Origin of the sequence: Dactylosporangium sp. NPDC049525 (genome assembly GCF_040676755.1) — a bacterium.
Taxonomy (GTDB): domain Bacteria; phylum Actinomycetota; class Actinomycetes; order Mycobacteriales; family Micromonosporaceae; genus Dactylosporangium.
Genome location: NZ_JBFAPO010000009.1, coordinates 14,890 through 29,959, shown reverse-complemented (window position 1 = coordinate 29,959; position 15,070 = coordinate 14,890). Strand labels below are relative to the sequence as shown.

8 protein-coding genes are annotated in these 15,070 nt (G+C 74.7%); 7 read left to right on the top strand and 1 reads right to left on the bottom strand.

From position 1 onward, the window contains the following. Positions 1-253: 253 nt before the first annotated feature. The 5 genes from AB0K00_RS15910 to AB0K00_RS15890 all read left to right on the top strand — a co-directional run bounded on the left by AB0K00_RS15910 (position 254) and on the right by AB0K00_RS15890 (position 13,135). Positions 254-1,138, top strand: a complete 885-nt coding sequence (locus AB0K00_RS15910) for a DUF4132 domain-containing protein (protein WP_363521075.1) — start codon at positions 254-256, stop codon at positions 1,136-1,138. Next, a complete protein-coding gene (locus tag AB0K00_RS15905; RefSeq protein WP_363521073.1) occupies positions 1,135-5,931 on the top strand; it encodes a hypothetical protein in 4,797 nt (1,598 codons plus the stop codon). The genes AB0K00_RS15910 and AB0K00_RS15905 overlap by 4 nt, the downstream gene beginning before the upstream one ends. Continuing rightward, positions 5,928-7,112, top strand: coding sequence for an AAA family ATPase (locus tag AB0K00_RS15900; protein ID WP_363521070.1), 1,185 nt, complete (start codon positions 5,928-5,930; stop codon positions 7,110-7,112). The genes AB0K00_RS15905 and AB0K00_RS15900 overlap by 4 nt, the downstream gene beginning before the upstream one ends. Positions 7,113-7,209: 97 nt before the next feature. Next, entirely contained in the window at positions 7,210-11,043 is a 3,834-nt protein-coding gene (locus tag AB0K00_RS15895; RefSeq protein WP_363521068.1) for a DUF5682 family protein, read from the top strand. Between the two features lie 85 nt (positions 11,044-11,128). Next, positions 11,129-13,135, top strand: coding sequence for a hypothetical protein (locus AB0K00_RS15890; protein WP_363521066.1), 2,007 nt, complete (start codon positions 11,129-11,131; stop codon positions 13,133-13,135). Between the two features lie 73 nt (positions 13,136-13,208). Here AB0K00_RS15890 and AB0K00_RS15885 read toward each other — a convergent pair whose 3' ends face one another. Next, a complete protein-coding gene (locus AB0K00_RS15885) occupies positions 13,209-13,460 on the bottom strand; it encodes a hypothetical protein (protein WP_363521064.1) in 252 nt (83 codons plus the stop codon). A gap of 54 nt (positions 13,461-13,514) precedes the next feature. On the opposite strand from AB0K00_RS15885, the gene AB0K00_RS15880 reads away from it, so the two are divergent. Together AB0K00_RS15880 and AB0K00_RS15875 are read left to right on the top strand one after the other, a co-directional pair. After that, the gene (locus AB0K00_RS15880) at positions 13,515-14,120 is read left to right on the top strand and encodes a SigE family RNA polymerase sigma factor (protein ID WP_363521061.1); all 606 of its coding nucleotides are present in this window, start codon (positions 13,515-13,517) and stop codon (positions 14,118-14,120) included. Then, positions 14,113-14,925, top strand: a complete 813-nt coding sequence (locus AB0K00_RS15875; protein ID WP_363521059.1) for a hypothetical protein — start codon at positions 14,113-14,115, stop codon at positions 14,923-14,925. The genes AB0K00_RS15880 and AB0K00_RS15875 overlap by 8 nt, the downstream gene beginning before the upstream one ends. Positions 14,926-15,070: the final 145 nt, after the last annotated feature.

The following is a 15,070-nucleotide window of genomic DNA, read 5'->3' as shown; positions in this document are numbered from 1 at the left end:
CCGCGGCTCGCGCGGCACTCCAATCGTGCCACGGTCACTGCGCCTTTGCTGTCCACAGTGGACCTCGGTGTCGTCCTCACCTCATCGCCGGGCGGGTCGGCGGCGGTAACGGGTGATGGATGTTTCCCCCATCTATCCGGACGTCCCGGTCATCCCGACCTGCCGGCGCCGGGACGGCTTCGAAAAATGTCGCACCCTGTGACTAACCTGCCGGGGGTCAAGGAAGTCCGAGACCCGATGAGGCAGGGATCGCATGACGTGGCTGACCGCCGGCGGTGGCTATGAGGTCACCCTGGATGCCGGGCGCATAGCGTGCCGCAACGCCAAGGGCAAGCTGCTCAAGTCCGTGCCACCGGCGTTGAAGGACGACGCCGTCGTGTTCGGGCTCAAGCAGCTGCAGGAGTGGCTGGGCCGGCACGAGGCGCAGGTGCGCGAGCAGGTCGACCGGTGGATGGTCCGGTCACTGCCTGTGCCCGCCGAGGTCCTCGCCCGGGTCTGGGCCGACGAGGTGTGGCGGGCCGCGCTGACCGACCTGGTCGTCGCCGTCCTCGACGCCGACGGCGCGTGGGACCCCGACGAGGTCGGGTTCCTGCGGGACGCGTCCGGCGACGGCGGCGGCACGGTCGGCATCGTCAACCTCGACGGTGAGACGGTCCGGCTGCCCGCGGCGCGCGTCGCGATCCCCCACCCGGTGCAGCTCGCCGACCTTGACGACCTGCGCGAGTTCGCCGCCGACCTCGGCGTTAAGCAGTCCGTCGACCAGCTGTTCCGCCAGACGTGGAGCCGCGGCGCCGACGTCGAGCCGACCGCGACCCGGGTCGGTGACTATGCCGGCGGGAAGTTCGCCGAGCTGCGGCACCTGACGGCGCGGTCGTCGTCGCTGGGCTATCCGGTGAAGGGCGGCTCCGCGATCTGCCGCGTGTTCGAGGGCGGTCGCACCGTCGAGGCCCGCAGCTGGGTCGGCTCCGACGATCCCTATTACGAGACCGAGACCGGCGACCTGGTGTTCGTCCGGGACGACGGCACGTCGGTGCCGCTCGGTGAGGTCGGGCCGGTCGCCTGGTCCGAAGGCATGCGCATGGCCGCCGCGCTCTACGCGGGCCGGGTCGTCGAGGAGAGCAAGGAGGAGCAGGCATGAGCGTTCCTGAGGCGCTGCTCGACGCCGGCGCGGTGCGGCCGAGCGGTGCGGGGCTGGCGCAGGACACGATCGACACGCTGACCACCCGGGCCTACCGGCATCCGGTGCTCGGCGAGCGCACCGTGGTCCGCCTCGTCCCCGGCACGCTCGGCCCGGCCGAGGACCTGACCATGGAGTTCCTCGGGTTCGCCGCCCCCGAGACCGTCACCGAGGTCGGCGTGGTGCGCCAGCAGGCGCTCGGGTTCCCCGCGTGGGCGCTCGTGCACGACCCCGCCAACGGTCACCACGCCCTGGCCCTCGTCAAGGACATCGAGCGGCTCGTGCGGATCGCGAAGTCGCGGATCGGCCCGGCGCGCGACGGGTTCGTCGAGCTCGGCGACCGGCTGGCGCGGTCCGTGCCGCACTTCCTGCCGACGTTCTACGAGGAGGCCGCACGGGCGTTCCTCGCCGCGGACAGCCCGACCTACGCGGCGTCGATGTTCGGCAAGGCCCGCGACGCCGAGCGGGCGTTCGCGTTGAAGATCGACGAGGACCGGCAGCACACCGTCTTCCTGGAGTTCGCCCTCGCCGGCGCGCTGACCGCGAAGGCGCTGTCGGCGTATGCCCGTGACCTCGCCGCCCGCGCCGACGCGGCGACCGCATATGAGCGGTTCCGGCGGCTGTGCGTGGAGCGGACCCTCGGCGGGATGCCCCCGTATGCGTCGATGCACACCGACTTGCGCCGGCTGGCGAAGACGGCGAAGCTCGGCCAGGACGAGGAGGAGGCACTGCTGCGGGTGCTGCTCACCGCCCCGTCGATCGTCCGGGCGCCCGGCGGCTTCTGGATCGCCTACCGGGCCGTGCTGGTCTCCGTCGCCCGGCAGGACCCCGCGGTCCGCGGCCAGCTGCTGGCGATGTTCCCCGGCAACTGCCCCGACGAGACCTGGCTGGAGATCCTCGAGGAGTGCGGCGCGACCGCCGCGCTGACCGAGCCCGCCGGCACCGTGCCGGCCGAGGCCGAGTCGCCCGACGGGCCCGCCGGCTGGCTGACCCGCCTCGACCGGCACCGTGGCGGGTGGCGGCGGGTGCGGCTGGCGGCACAGTCCGCACTGGTGATGCGGATGGCGGAGCGGCTCAAGGCCGACGACGCACCGGTGGAGCTGTGCCCGTCCGGCGGCTATGTGGATCTCGACGTCGTCGACCTGTGCCTCGAGCTCGGGGTGCCGCTCGGCGAGGTGTCGGCCATCGCCGGCTGCGCCGTCGAGCAGTGGCTCAAGGACGACAAGCCCGGCCGCCGCGACCTCGTCCACGTCGTCGCGCACCCGCGGCTGCTGCCGCGGGTCGCGAACAGCATCGAGGACCACCTGCGTCCCGGCTGGCGCAGCACCAAGGTGTCGCCCGAGGACGTGGCCGCGGTCGTCGCCGTGCCGGGCCTGCGCACGGCGCTGCACTGGTGGATCGACCGGCTCGCCGACAGCGTGATCGAGCAGGGCCTGCCCGGCATCGACGACCAGCTCAAGCGGCTCGCGCTCATCGCTTGCCCGGAGGGTCTCGCGGTCAACCCGGAGGCGGTGCGCCGCATCACCGACCATGACCTCGGCCCGGTCCTCGCCGCCACGCTGCGCGCCGGCGTCTTCGACGAATACGGCTGGCCGGCCCTGGAGGCCGCGCTCGACACCCTCATCGGCGACGCCGACATCGAGTCCGACGACGACAGCTATGACGCGAAGGTGCGGGTGCAGCGGCAGTGGCCGCAGTTGGTGGTGCGCGCCGGTGACCAGGTCACGGTCGTCGGCGGCGACGGGGTCGAGCTGGAGCACACCCTGCGCATCCCCGCCGACCAGCGCCGCTATGACTGGAGCACGGTGCTGCGCTACGTCGACGGCCAGCTGCTGGTCAGCTGGGACATCGGCGAGGAGCGCGCCGGCTACTGGAGCGGCACCGCCGACGACGTGTTCACCACCCCCGACGAGTCGTTCACCACGAACGACTACGGCTCCCTCGCCCTGCCGGGCGGCGGCCGCACCGCCGGCGGCCGGCCGTTGCACGTCGGCGACCGGTCCGCGCAGGAGCGCTCGGCGGTCTGCAGCGACGGCCAGCACCACTGGTGCATCGCACAGACCGCCGACGAGGACTGGCGCTGGCACGAGTATGACGTGGCCACCGGCGCCCTCGGCCGGCCGTCGCTGCCGGCGTTCTTCGAGGCCGGCGCCGTCGACGGCCAGTCCCTGGCGCACAACCGGTCCCGGCTGATGCCGGCGCCGCCGCAGGCGGCCGGCAGCCCGCTCGGGCACCGCGACGGCCTCGTGGGCTGGCGGGTCCGCACCACCGAATCCGGCGCGGAGATCGGCACCGGCGTCGACGGTCGCACGTTCACGCTGCCGGGGAAGTTCGAGCAGGCCGGCCGCCGGCACGGACAGCTGGTCGGCGCGATCCGGTTCCCGGGCTCCGACACCGTCTACGGCATGGTGTATCAGGAGGCGTGGCGGGACAACCGGATCGTCCTGTGCGCCGAGGACGGCGCGGAGATCGCCACGCTCAAGACCAACCTGAAGAAGGATCCGTTCCGGGAGGGCACCCGCATGATGCCCCCGGCGACCTACTGGCACTACCTGCAGGTCCGCGACGAGGCCGGCTCGGCGGCGCTGCGGGCCGTCACCGACGACCAGGCCGCGCGGCTCCTCGCCGCCGTCGTCGACCTCGTCGGCCCCGACGCGAAGATCGACGCCGACACCGCCCGCAAGCTGGTCGCTGAGGCGTTCCCCGAGGTGGGTGCCGCGCCGCTCCTCGCCGGGATCGCGGGCGTCGTCAAGCAGGCGGCCCGCTCCACGGCGCGGCTGGTCGAGCTGACCACGGCGACCGCGGCGATCACGGCCGGCGCCGTGCAGGCAGACCCCGACGACCACCTGCCGGCCGACCGCATCCTCAACGCCGCGCTGTCCGGGCTCATCCCGAGCTGCTATGACTACAGCCACCTCGGCGCCAACCTCTACATCCACGTCGGTGCGGCGCTGCTCGGCCGGGAGCCGCAGCGCCCGATCGCGCCGATCGCCGGCGACGCCGACCCCGACTGGTTCGACGTTGTCGGTGCGCTGCCCGCCGTGCTGTATCGGGCCGTGTCGCCGCTGATCTCCGCGGAGCAGCACACCCATCTGCTCGGCCTGCTCGAGGTCATGGCCGGGTCGGGGCTGCTCGCGCCCGGCGGCCGGCTGCGGCGGCTCTGGCTGCAGGCCGACGACCTCACCGCGCTGGCCAAGCCCGGCGACGTCATCAGCACCGGCGAGCGGCGGCTCGTCGTGCTGCGCACCGACCCGTCCGACGGCGAGGTCAAGGCGGTCGAATACTCGCCCGACGGCACGTTCGGCGCGGTGGCCGGCCACGCCATCACCCAGCATCACGTCCTGGACCCGGGCGGCTGGGACGGTGAGCGGCTCACCGCGTTCGTCGCGGCGGCCCGGGAGCGGGGCCCGCTGCCGTGGCGCCCCGAGCTCGTCCCGGCGGTGTCCGCGGCGGCCGGCATCACCCTCGCCGACGCCGCGGTGCTGCTCGCCGACCCGATCTCGCTGAAGGACTGGCAGGAGCGCCGCCCGGCCGGCTGGCAGGTCGACCCGCTCCTCACCGACGCGGCGATCGAGGGCGCCCTCGGCGACCGCGACTCGCTGCCCCGCTCGCAGCGGCACTCCCTCGCCGCGGCGCTGCTGCCCGGCGACCCGGCGGGCCTGTGGACCACCGGGCCGTCCGTCGAGCAGGCCGGCGCCTGGCACGTGGAGCGGCACGGGCCGAGGATCCCGCTGCCCGACGAGCTCGTCGTCGACGTGCGCAAGGCCGGCATCACCGCCGGCATCCGGGCCTCGGCGTTCGTGCACGGCCTCGCCAGCCCGGAGACGTGCCGCTGGCTGCACGGCCCGGTCGACGGCGTCAGCGTCCCCGACCTGCTGCGGGCCGTCACCCGCACCATCCCCTGGCTGGTGCGGCGGCTGCCCGCCGGGCACCCCCTGCGGGTCAGCCTGCCGCGGGTGCTGGAGCTGGTCCGGCAGCTGCTGGCCGACCCGCAGCTCGAGGTGCAGATCGGGACGCTCTATGAGGAGAACCTGACGGAGTTCATCGCCAAGCTCGGCCTCCCCGTCACCACCGACGGCACGACCCAGGACGCCGGCCTCTACAAGATCGTGCACGACCGGCACTGGCCCAACATCCTGCTGCGCCCCGCTCGGCTGGCCGGCCCCGACGACCCGCGGCTGGCCGCGCTGCTCACCGAGCTGGACAGCTCGCCGCGTTTCATCGTCGCGATGCGCGCGATCCTCGGCGGCCAGCTCGACGCGTGGGTCGAGGCGGCGGCCTCCACGGACGGCGCCGACGAGGACCACGACCCGTCCCGCTCCGCACCGGACCTGGTCGCCGACGTCGCCGCGAAGCACGGCCTCGGCGCCGACGCGGCCACGCTCTATCTGCAGCTGCTCGCCCTGCCCGACCCGACCGACCGCAACGTCGCGGCGTGGACGGGCTGGAAACCGGCCCGGCTGAAGAAGGCCCGCGCCGAGCTCGCCGCCACTGACCTGGTCGTGGAGGCGAAGCGGCCGCGGGCCGGGCGCAGCCTGTTCCTGCCCGGCGGCTGGGTCGCGCTGTCCAGCCCCAACCTGCCGTTCGAGCTGTGGAAGGTGCCGTTGTTCATCCGCGACGGCGACAACGTGATCGGCCTCGGCGCGGTCATCCCCGTCGCGCCCGCGCCGGCCCTGTTCACCGTCGCCTGGGCCCGGGTCACCGGCGGCGACCATCCCCGCTTCGAAGAACTCACCACGAGAGGGCGTCGATGAGCACCACGTTGGAGACCACCCCCGGGCTCGACTCCGGTCACGCCCGGCAGGTCGACCCGGCCGAGCACGCCCACGCGGGCGAGCTGGCGTTCCTGGCCGCTTATGACGACGGCGCCCGGCCGCCCGGCTGGCGGTTGACGCCGCGGGCCGTGGTGACGTTCATCGTCGGCAGCGACGACAAGGAGCTCACCCTGCCCAAGGGCGCCCGCGCCGCCGGGCTGCCCGCGAAGCTGGCGATCGCCCGGAAGTTCGTCGGCGACCGGGCGCTCGTCGAGCGCTGCGTCGTCACCCTCGCCGGCGAGCGCGGGCTGCTGCTCGTCGGCGAGCCCGGCACCGCCAAGTCGATGCTGTCGGAGCTGCTGTCGGCGGCGGTCTGCGGGACCAGCGAACTGGTCGTGCAGGGCACCGCCGGCACCACCGAGGACCAACTGCGGTATGGCTGGAACTACGCCCTGCTGCTCGCCGGCGGCCCCAGCCCCGAAGCGCTCGTGCCGTCGCCGGTGCTGACCGCGATGCGGGCCGGTGCCGTCGCCCGCGTCGAGGAGATCACCCGCTGCCTGCCCGAGGTCCAGGACGCGATGGTGTCGATCCTGTCCGACCGGCGCATCGCGGTGCCGGAGCTGTCCGGCACCGCCGGCGCCACCATCCACGCCGCGCCCGGCTTCACGCTCATCGCCACCGCCAACCTCCGCGACCGCGGCGTGTCGGAGATGTCCGCCGCGCTCAAGCGCCGGTTCAACTTCGAGACCGTCGGGCCGATCCCCGACCTGGCCGCGGAGACCGCGCTCGTCGGCCGGCAGGCGAAGGCCGCCCTCGACCGGGTGCGCACGCCGTTCGGCGTCGACGAGGCGGTCCTCGAGGCTCTCGTCACCGCGTTCCGGGACCTGCGGGCCGGCCGGTCCGTCGAGGGCTGGGAGGTGGAGCGGCCGTCCACGGTGATGAGCACCGCCGAGGCCGTCGCCGTCGCCACGTCCCTGGGCCTCGCCGCGGCGTATTTCCCCGGCGACCGCGACGTGCTGTCGCTGCTGCCGGCCCACCTGCAGGGCGTCGTGTGCAAGGACGACCCGGCCGACGGGGCGAAGCTCCTCGGCTACTGGGACGGCGCCGTGCGTCGCCGCGCCGAGGAGGGGTCCCGGCTGTGGACCCAGCTGTGGGAGCTCCGCGATGTCCTCAAGTCCTGAGCTTCCCGGCGCTCGCGTTTCGGGTGAGCTTCCCGGCGGGCCGTCCGGTGGTGGCTCTTCCGGTGGTGGCCTTTCCGGTGGTGGCCTTTCCGGTGAGGTGCCTGACGGGGCGTTGCGGGCGCTCGCCGAGTCGACGGCGCCGTATCTCATCGGGGTGCGGCACCACTCGCCGGCGCTGTCCGCGGTGATGGACGAGCTCCTCGACGCGGCCCGGCCGGAGGTGCTCCTGCTGGAGCTTCCGGCGGAGTTCGCGGACTGGCTGCCGTGGCTGGCCGACCCAGCCACCACGGCGCCGGTCGCCCTGGCCGGGGTGGCCGGCCCGCGCGGCACCGCGGCGTTCTACCCGTTCGCGGACTTCTCGCCGGAGCTGGTCGCGGTGCGGTGGGCGGCCCGCAACGGTGTCGAGGTGATCCCGTGCGACCTGCCCCTGGCCGATCGCGCATGGCACGAGGACCTTCAGCACGACGGCCCTGCCGCCGCACCTGCCCTGGACGGACCAGCTTCGGACGGCACCACGCCGAACGGGAAGTCTTCGGACGGGACTGCGCAGGACGGGCTGGCTTCGGACAGAACCGCTGGGGCCTTGCCTGCGGCGGGCGGAGTGGCTGCGGGCGGACCCGCATCGGACGGCCGTCCCTTGGCGCGGCCGGGCGCGGCGGGGCGCCCCGTGAACGGGCCCGCACCGGACGGGACCAGCGGCCCTGCGACGGTCGCGGCCACGCCGGTTGCGCCGGAGGGGCTGCGGCTGCTGGGTGACGCCCTGCGGCGGTCCGCGACTGGCCGGCCCGACGAGGACATGTGGGACCGGGTCGTCGAGGCCCGGTCCCCCGGCGCCACGCCGGACGCGGTCCGCCGGGCGGCGCTGCTGGTCGGCTGGGCGATGCGGCACGACACCGGCGACGACGTCACCGCGCTCGACCTGCGCCGCGAGGCGTGGATGCGCCGGCACCTCGCGGCGCTCGAGGGCCGGCGGGTCGCCGCGGTCGTCGGTTCGTTTCACGCGTGGGCGCTGCTCGACGTCGACAAACCCGCCACCGACCCGGCACCGCAGCGGGCCGGGAAGGCGCCCGAGGTCGTCACGTCGCTGGTGCCGTACGCGTTCTCGCTGCTCGACGCCAGGTCCGGCTACCCGGCCGGCATCCGTGACCCCCGCTGGCAGCAGGCCGTCGTCACCGCCGGTGGACGCCCCGCCGACGTCGAACGGGCCGCGCTCACCGCGATCGTCGACGTGTGCGCCCGGGTTCGTGCCGCCGGCCACCCGACGGGGCCCGCCGAGGCGCGGGAGGCGTTCCGGCTCGCCACGGACCTGGCTCGGCTGCGGGCACTGCCCGCCCCTGGCCGGGGCGAGATCGTCGAGGCGTTGCAGAGCGTCGTCGCGCACGGCGAGGTCCTCGGGCGGGGGCGGGTTGTCGCGTCCGCGATGGAGCAGGTCCTCGTCGGTGAGGAGCGCGGCGTCCTCGCGCCCGGCACACCCCGGTCCGGGCTGCGGCCCGCGGTCGAGGCGCTCGTCGGCGAGCTCCGCCTGCCGGTGGCCGGCGAGAAGCCCCGCGACATGCGGCTCGACTCGCTGCGCTCCGACCTCGACCGGCGGCGGGAGGTGACGCTGCGGCAGCTCGAGGTGTGCCGCGTGCCGTACGGCGAACGCGTCGCCGTCGAAGGCGCCGGCGGCACCGACGCCCTCACCACCCGCTGGACCGTGCAGTGGGTGCCGGGCACCGAGGCGATGCTGGAGCTCGCCGGCATCCGCGGTGTCACCCTGGCCCAGGCGGCCGAGGGAACGCTGCGGCACCGCCGTCGCGTCGAGCAGGACGACAACGGTCCGACGTCGGCGCAGCTGATCGACGGTCTCGCGGTCGCCGCCGGTTGCGGGCTCGTCGCGCTGACCCGCGAACGGGTCGCGGAGGTCGCCGCCGAGGTGCCGGCCGCCGCGAGCCTGGACGAGCTGATGGCCGCCCTTGCTCTCGTCGACCGGCTCGACCGTGGGCACGTCCCCGGCCTGCCCTCCGGCCTGCTCGGTGACCTGGCCCCGGTGATCGAGCAGCTCGAGTCCGCCGCCGTCCGCCAGGTCGACGGCCTGACCGGATCCGAGTCCGTCGACGACGTCCGGGCCCTCGTCGCCCTCGCCCAGCGCGCCGACGCGGCCGGCGTCGGGCTCCGGCTCGCCGGCGCCGTCGACCGTCTCTCCCGCGACGGCACCCCGGTCATGTCCGCGGCCGCCGGCGCCGTACAGGTGATCCTCGGCCTCGCCGAACCCGCGTCGCTCGGAACCCGGCTGGCGTCCTGGGTCGACGGCGCCCGCACCGACGACGGCCGGCGCCGGCTGCTCGGCCATCTCCGCGGGCTGCTCACCGCCGCGGAGCCGCTCCTGCAGGCCGGCGACGACATCCTCGACGGCCTTCTCGACCGGGTCGAGACCCTGCCCGACGCCGACTTCCTGTCCCGGTTGCCGGCGCTGCGCGGTGGCTTCCAGGCGGTGAGCCCCGCCGGCCGGGACCGGCTCCTCGCCGTCGTCGAGCAGCGCCTCGGCGACACGGCCTCGGCGCGCGACATCGCCGACGTGTCACCGGACGAGCTCCTCGTCAGGCTGCTCGCCGACCGGGCGGGCACGGCGGCACTCGCCGCGTACGGCCTGACCCCACCGGCGGCCGACACCACCGTCACCCCACCCGGGCCGCTGCCGTCTGGGGAGCCCGAACCCCTGTCCGCGCCGGGCGGGCCGGCACCGTCCAGCGCACCTGCGGCATCCGGTGACCCCGCGGCGCCCGGAAACCCCGCGGAGCCCGGTGAGCTTGCGCCGTCCGGCGGACCCGTCACGGCCGGCGCCAGTCGCACGCTGTCCACAGTGGATCGTTGGCGGTTGCTACTGGGGCGACGGTCCGACGACCTTGGCCCGGGGGCGACACGGTACGCCACCGCCCTCGACGAGCTCTACGGCGCCGGCACCGGCGAGGGCTCGCGAGCCGACGCCGCTGGGCGGGCGGGTCGGGAAGCCCCGTTCCCCGGTGTGCGGGAGTGGGCGGAGGAGCTGTCCGCGTTGTTCGGGCCGGGCATCCGCGAGGAGGTCCTGGCCCGAGCCGCGGAGTCCGGGCGGCGGGAGGCGGCGCTGCTGCTGGACCCCGACGCGGTCAACCCGTCGGTGGAGCTGCTGCAGACCGTGCTGTCCCTCGCCGGCGCCATGCCCGAGTCGGTCGTCGCGCGGCTGCGACCGCTGGTCGCGAGGATCGTCGAGGAACTCACCCGGCAGCTGGCGGCGCGGCTGCGGCCGGCCCTCGCCGGGATCACGACGCCGCGGCCGACCCGACGGCCGGGCGGGCCGCTCGACCTGCCGCGCACCCTGCGGGCCAACCTGGCGACGACCCGCCGCGACGAGCAAGGCCGGGTACGGATCATCCCGGAACGGCCGGTGTTCCGCACCAAGGCCAGGCGGGGCGTCGATTGGCGGCTCGTCCTCGTCGTCGACGTGTCAGGGTCGATGGAGGCGTCGGTCATCTGGTCGGCGCTGACGGGGGCGATCCTCGCCGGGGTGCCGGCGTTGACGACGCATTTCGTGGCGTTCTCGACCGAGGTCGTCGACCTCACCGACCGGGTCAGCGACCCGCTGGCGCTGCTGCTCGAGGTCAAGGTCGGTGGCGGCACCCACATCGCGGCCGGCTTGCGGCACGCGCGGTCGCTGGTGACCGTGCCGTCGCGGACGCTGGTTGTCGTCGTGAGTGACTTCGAGGAGGGGTACCCCCTCGGCGGCCTCCTCGCGGAGACCCGTTCCCTGGTCGAGTCGGGTGCGACCGTCCTGGGCTGTGCGAGCCTCGACGACGGGGGCCGCCCGCGGTATTCGGTGTCGGTGGCCTCACAGCTCGTCGCGTGCGGCATGCCGGTCGCCGCGTTGAGTCCCCTGGAGCTGGCCCGCTGGGTCGGGGAGAAGGTGCGCGCATGAGCGGTCCGGAGCGCAGCGGAGGAGCCGCTCATCGGGTTGGTGGTGCCGGCTCAGGCCGGCGCCGGAGCGCGGCGGAGGTGACGGCATGAGTGGGGTTGCCCTTCCGCCGGTGGCGGACACGGTTCTGGTGGCGGCTGTCGACGCGTTGCCGGCCCGGCTGCGCAAGAAGGTCGACGAGGCGGTGACGCGCTTCTCGGCGCTGCCGGTCACGGCCGAGGACGGGCGGTTCACGGTCGCGATTGACGACACAACCACCGTCACCCTGGTCACGGACGGCGGGGTCGTCCGGTCAGCGGACGCGGCGACGTGCACCTGCCTGCTCGCGCCGAACTGCCTGCACCGCGCCGCGGTGCTGGCGCTCGCCCCGGCGTACGCGGAGGGTTCCGCGGCGGAGACGTCCACGGCCTCACAGGACGCCGTCGGCGTTGCGCTGCCGGCGGGGGCGGGGGACGTGGCCGCGCCCGCCGCAAGCCAGGTCGTCGGCGCCACGGACCCGGGCACCGACGACACCGCCGTGCCGGCTGCGGACGGCAACGCCGTGCCGGTGGAGGCGACGGCGGAGCCGTTGACGGTGCAGCAGCGGGCCGCGGTCGAGCACCTGTGGCGGGCCGCCGTCGACGTGCTGGCCGCAGGGGTCACCGGGTCGGGGACGGTCGCGCGGACCGCGCTGCTGCGAGCGGCGCATGAGGGGCAGGCGTGCAAGGTGTACCGTCCAGCGGCCGCCGCCCGGATCGTCGCCGCGATGCTGCGGGCCGCTCGTACCGGCGATCCCGATTTCCGGCTCTGGGACCTGACCGCCGCGTTGCAGGAGCTCATCGGGGTCCTGCAGCGGCTGCGGTCGACCGGTGGCGGCCCGGCGGAGGGGCTGCTGGGCACGGCCCGGCGGGCGTACGAGCTGCAGGGCAGCCTCCGGCTGCACGGGCTGTGCACGACGGCGGTGCTCGCCGACTCCGGCTACGCGGGCGTGGTCACCTACGTCGTGGACCGGGACGGTGGTCTGTGGATGATCGCGGACCTGATGCCCGGTGACGCGCGGCGAGCCGCGAAGGCCGGCAACGCGACCGTCGCGCTCGGTGAGACCGCGCTCAGCCACCGGGCGCTGACCCGGGCGGGTCTCGTCGTGTCTGGTGCGACGGCGTCCGCGACCCGGCAGCTCGGGGCGGGCAAGTCGGTGCGTGCGGTCACCGCGGGCGGCTGCGGGTGGCACGAGGAGCCCCTGGCCAGGCTGTGGGCGGTGCCGCTCGGCGAGCAGGTGCACCGGGCGTTCGAGGCTCTTGCCCTGCCGGTGACGGACCGGCGGGCCGGTGACGACCTGGTCTTCCTGTCGGTCCGGATCGAGGGTACCGGCAGCGACGACGCCGTCCACGCAACCGCCTCCGGCGGCACCCCGCTGACGCTGCGGGTCGCTGACGACTCGCCGGCGCTGGCGTACCGGGAGAATCTGCGGCTCCTCGGCCACACCGCCGGCCTGGAGCTGCTGATGGTCGCCCGGCCCGATCCGGCGCGACCGGGCACCGTGTTCCCGCTGTCGGTCGCGCCGTTGGACGGCACCGGCTGGAACCTGCCGGCGGCGCAGGGCGGGCACGCGGACCTCGCGTTCGATCGGCTGCACCGTAGCCACCTGCCGCAGACCGGCACGCTCGCGGCGCTGGACACCACCGGCACGTCCGGCACCCCGGACGGCGATCACGCCGCACAGGCCAAGCCCGCGCAGGCCACACCCTCGCAGGCAACGCCGCAGCTCACGGCGGTCGCCGGCAGGGCCGCCGCCACGACCGGCGATCCGGTGCTGCGATTGCTGGCGGCGCAGGTCGAGCGGACGGTGTCCGGCGGGCGGACCGTGCACACGTTCGCGGCGGGCCGGGGTCCTTCGGACGCCACCCGCCTGCGGCGGGCCCGCCTCGACACCGGCGCGGTCCTGCTCGACCGGTTGACGGAGGCGGCGTGCACCCGTCCCCGGGACACGTTCGGGCGGCTCGCCGGGGACGACGGCAGCGCGTTCGCCCAGGCATGGCTGGCCACGGCCGTCTACACGGACGCCGCGACCCGCGCCGTGGCCGAGGCGACCTGGCTACCAGTCGCCCCACCCTGACCACCGGCAAAGCCGCCTGGCTACCGGCCGAGGCCACTTGACCATGTCTGAGGAGCAGCCGGCGACAAGCCCTTCAGCGGACGACCTCGGTGACGGCGGCGATCCACGCCAGCGCGTCCTGCTCGGTGGCGAACGAGCGGCGCGTCGCGTAGACCGCCGCCGTGTCGCCGACGGTGACCACGAACGTGACGGCCCACGTCTCCTGGTCCCTGCGTAGCACGCGCGCCTTGGTGTCCAGGTGCACCGGCGCGATCAGGGTCGCGTGATCCAGGTTGAGATAGGTGGGCTGTGACGTGGCCATCTCCACGACCGGGACGAGCCTCATATCCGCACTGTAGGCGAACGCAACCTTCCCGAAGGGTTGGCCGTGTTCTCTGGCATGAGCAGGGACGCCCGCGAGGCGTACGACGAGTTCTACCGGGGGACGTCGCGCCGCACGATGCGCTACGCCTTCGGGCTGACGGGTGACCTCGGCGACGCCCAGGACCTCACCCAGGAGGCGTACGTGCGGGCCTGGCAGCGATGGTCAGGGCTGCGCGACTACGAGTCGGCGGAGTCGTGGCTGCGTACCGTGATCTACCGGCTGGCGACCGACCGGTGGCGGCGCCTCGCGGTGCGGCGGCTGTTCGCGGCGAAGGCCCCGCCCGGCGGGGTGACGCCGGCGCCGAGCGAGGACACGCTGCTCGTCGTCGCGATGCTGCGGACGCTGCCACCGGCGCAGCGGCGCGCCCTCGTCCTGCACTACCTGCTCGACAGGCCGGTGGAGGAGATCGCGGTGGAGACCGGGGTCGCGGTCGGCACGGTGAAGTCGTGGCTGTCCCGAGGCCGCGCGGCCCTGGCCCTCGCCATGAAGGAAGTCACGAGCAACGTCACGAGCAACGTCACGAGCAACGTCACGAGCAACGTCACGAGCAACGCCAACAGCGACGTCACCTGCGACGTCGTGAGCGGCGGCGGCAGGGAAGGCGGTGAGCGCGATGCGTGACCCGATCAGTGACCAGCTGGCGGTCCTCGGCACGGACGCCGACAGAGTGGTCCTCGCCGACCCGGCCGACCTGCGCCGCGCCGGTACCCACCGCAACCGGATCCGCCTCGCGGTGACTGCGCTGGCAGTCCTCGCCGTCATCGGCGGCACCGCGCTCGCGTTCCAGCCGTCCGCCCAGACACCTCCGGTGCCGACGACCTCCCCGTCACCAAAGCCGTCACCGGAGCCGTCGTCAGAGCAGCCGCCGGAGCCCCCGGTCGGCTCAGCGCCCGAGGATCAGTGCTACGCCCGACTGACCGCCTGCTTCCCACCGGAGGTGAACTACCTCGACGAGCTGCTTCCGGCGCCGTGCACGACGATGGACCACCCGAGCGAGGCGAAGCTGGTGACCCGGACCCCCAGTCGCGGGGTCTCCACGCTGTACGTCCCGTCGCCGCCGAGCAACTCGGAGACGAGCCGGACCGACGCGACCTACAGCTCGGGCGGCGCGAGCATGTACCTCGCCGAGGTCCGGTCGGCGGTGGCCCGCTGCCCGTCGGTGCAGCGCGCCGCCTCGAGGACGGACCCGACGCCGGTCACGCTGCGGTACCGGCAGGTGTCCACGGCCGACAGCCCCGGCGCTGACGAGACGGTGCTGTTGAGCCGGACGTACCCGACCGCACGGGGCGAGCAGACGTTCCTCATCTCCGTGCAGCGGCGCGGCGACAAGGTCCGTGTCGTGATCGACTACGGCTGGCAGGGCCTGCCGTCCACGCGGAACGAGTTCGACCTGGCCCGGAGCCCTGTCCTGCACCCGTGGGACTGACCACGCAACGAGGGGTGGGGGGGGGGGGGGCGGCCGGGGGCGCCCGTGCCCCGCCGGGGGGCGCGGGGGGGGCCCCCGCCCCCCGCGGCGCGGTCAGGCGTAAACGGCGGCGAGCCACTCGGACCAGGTCCGCTGGGCGGCCTCC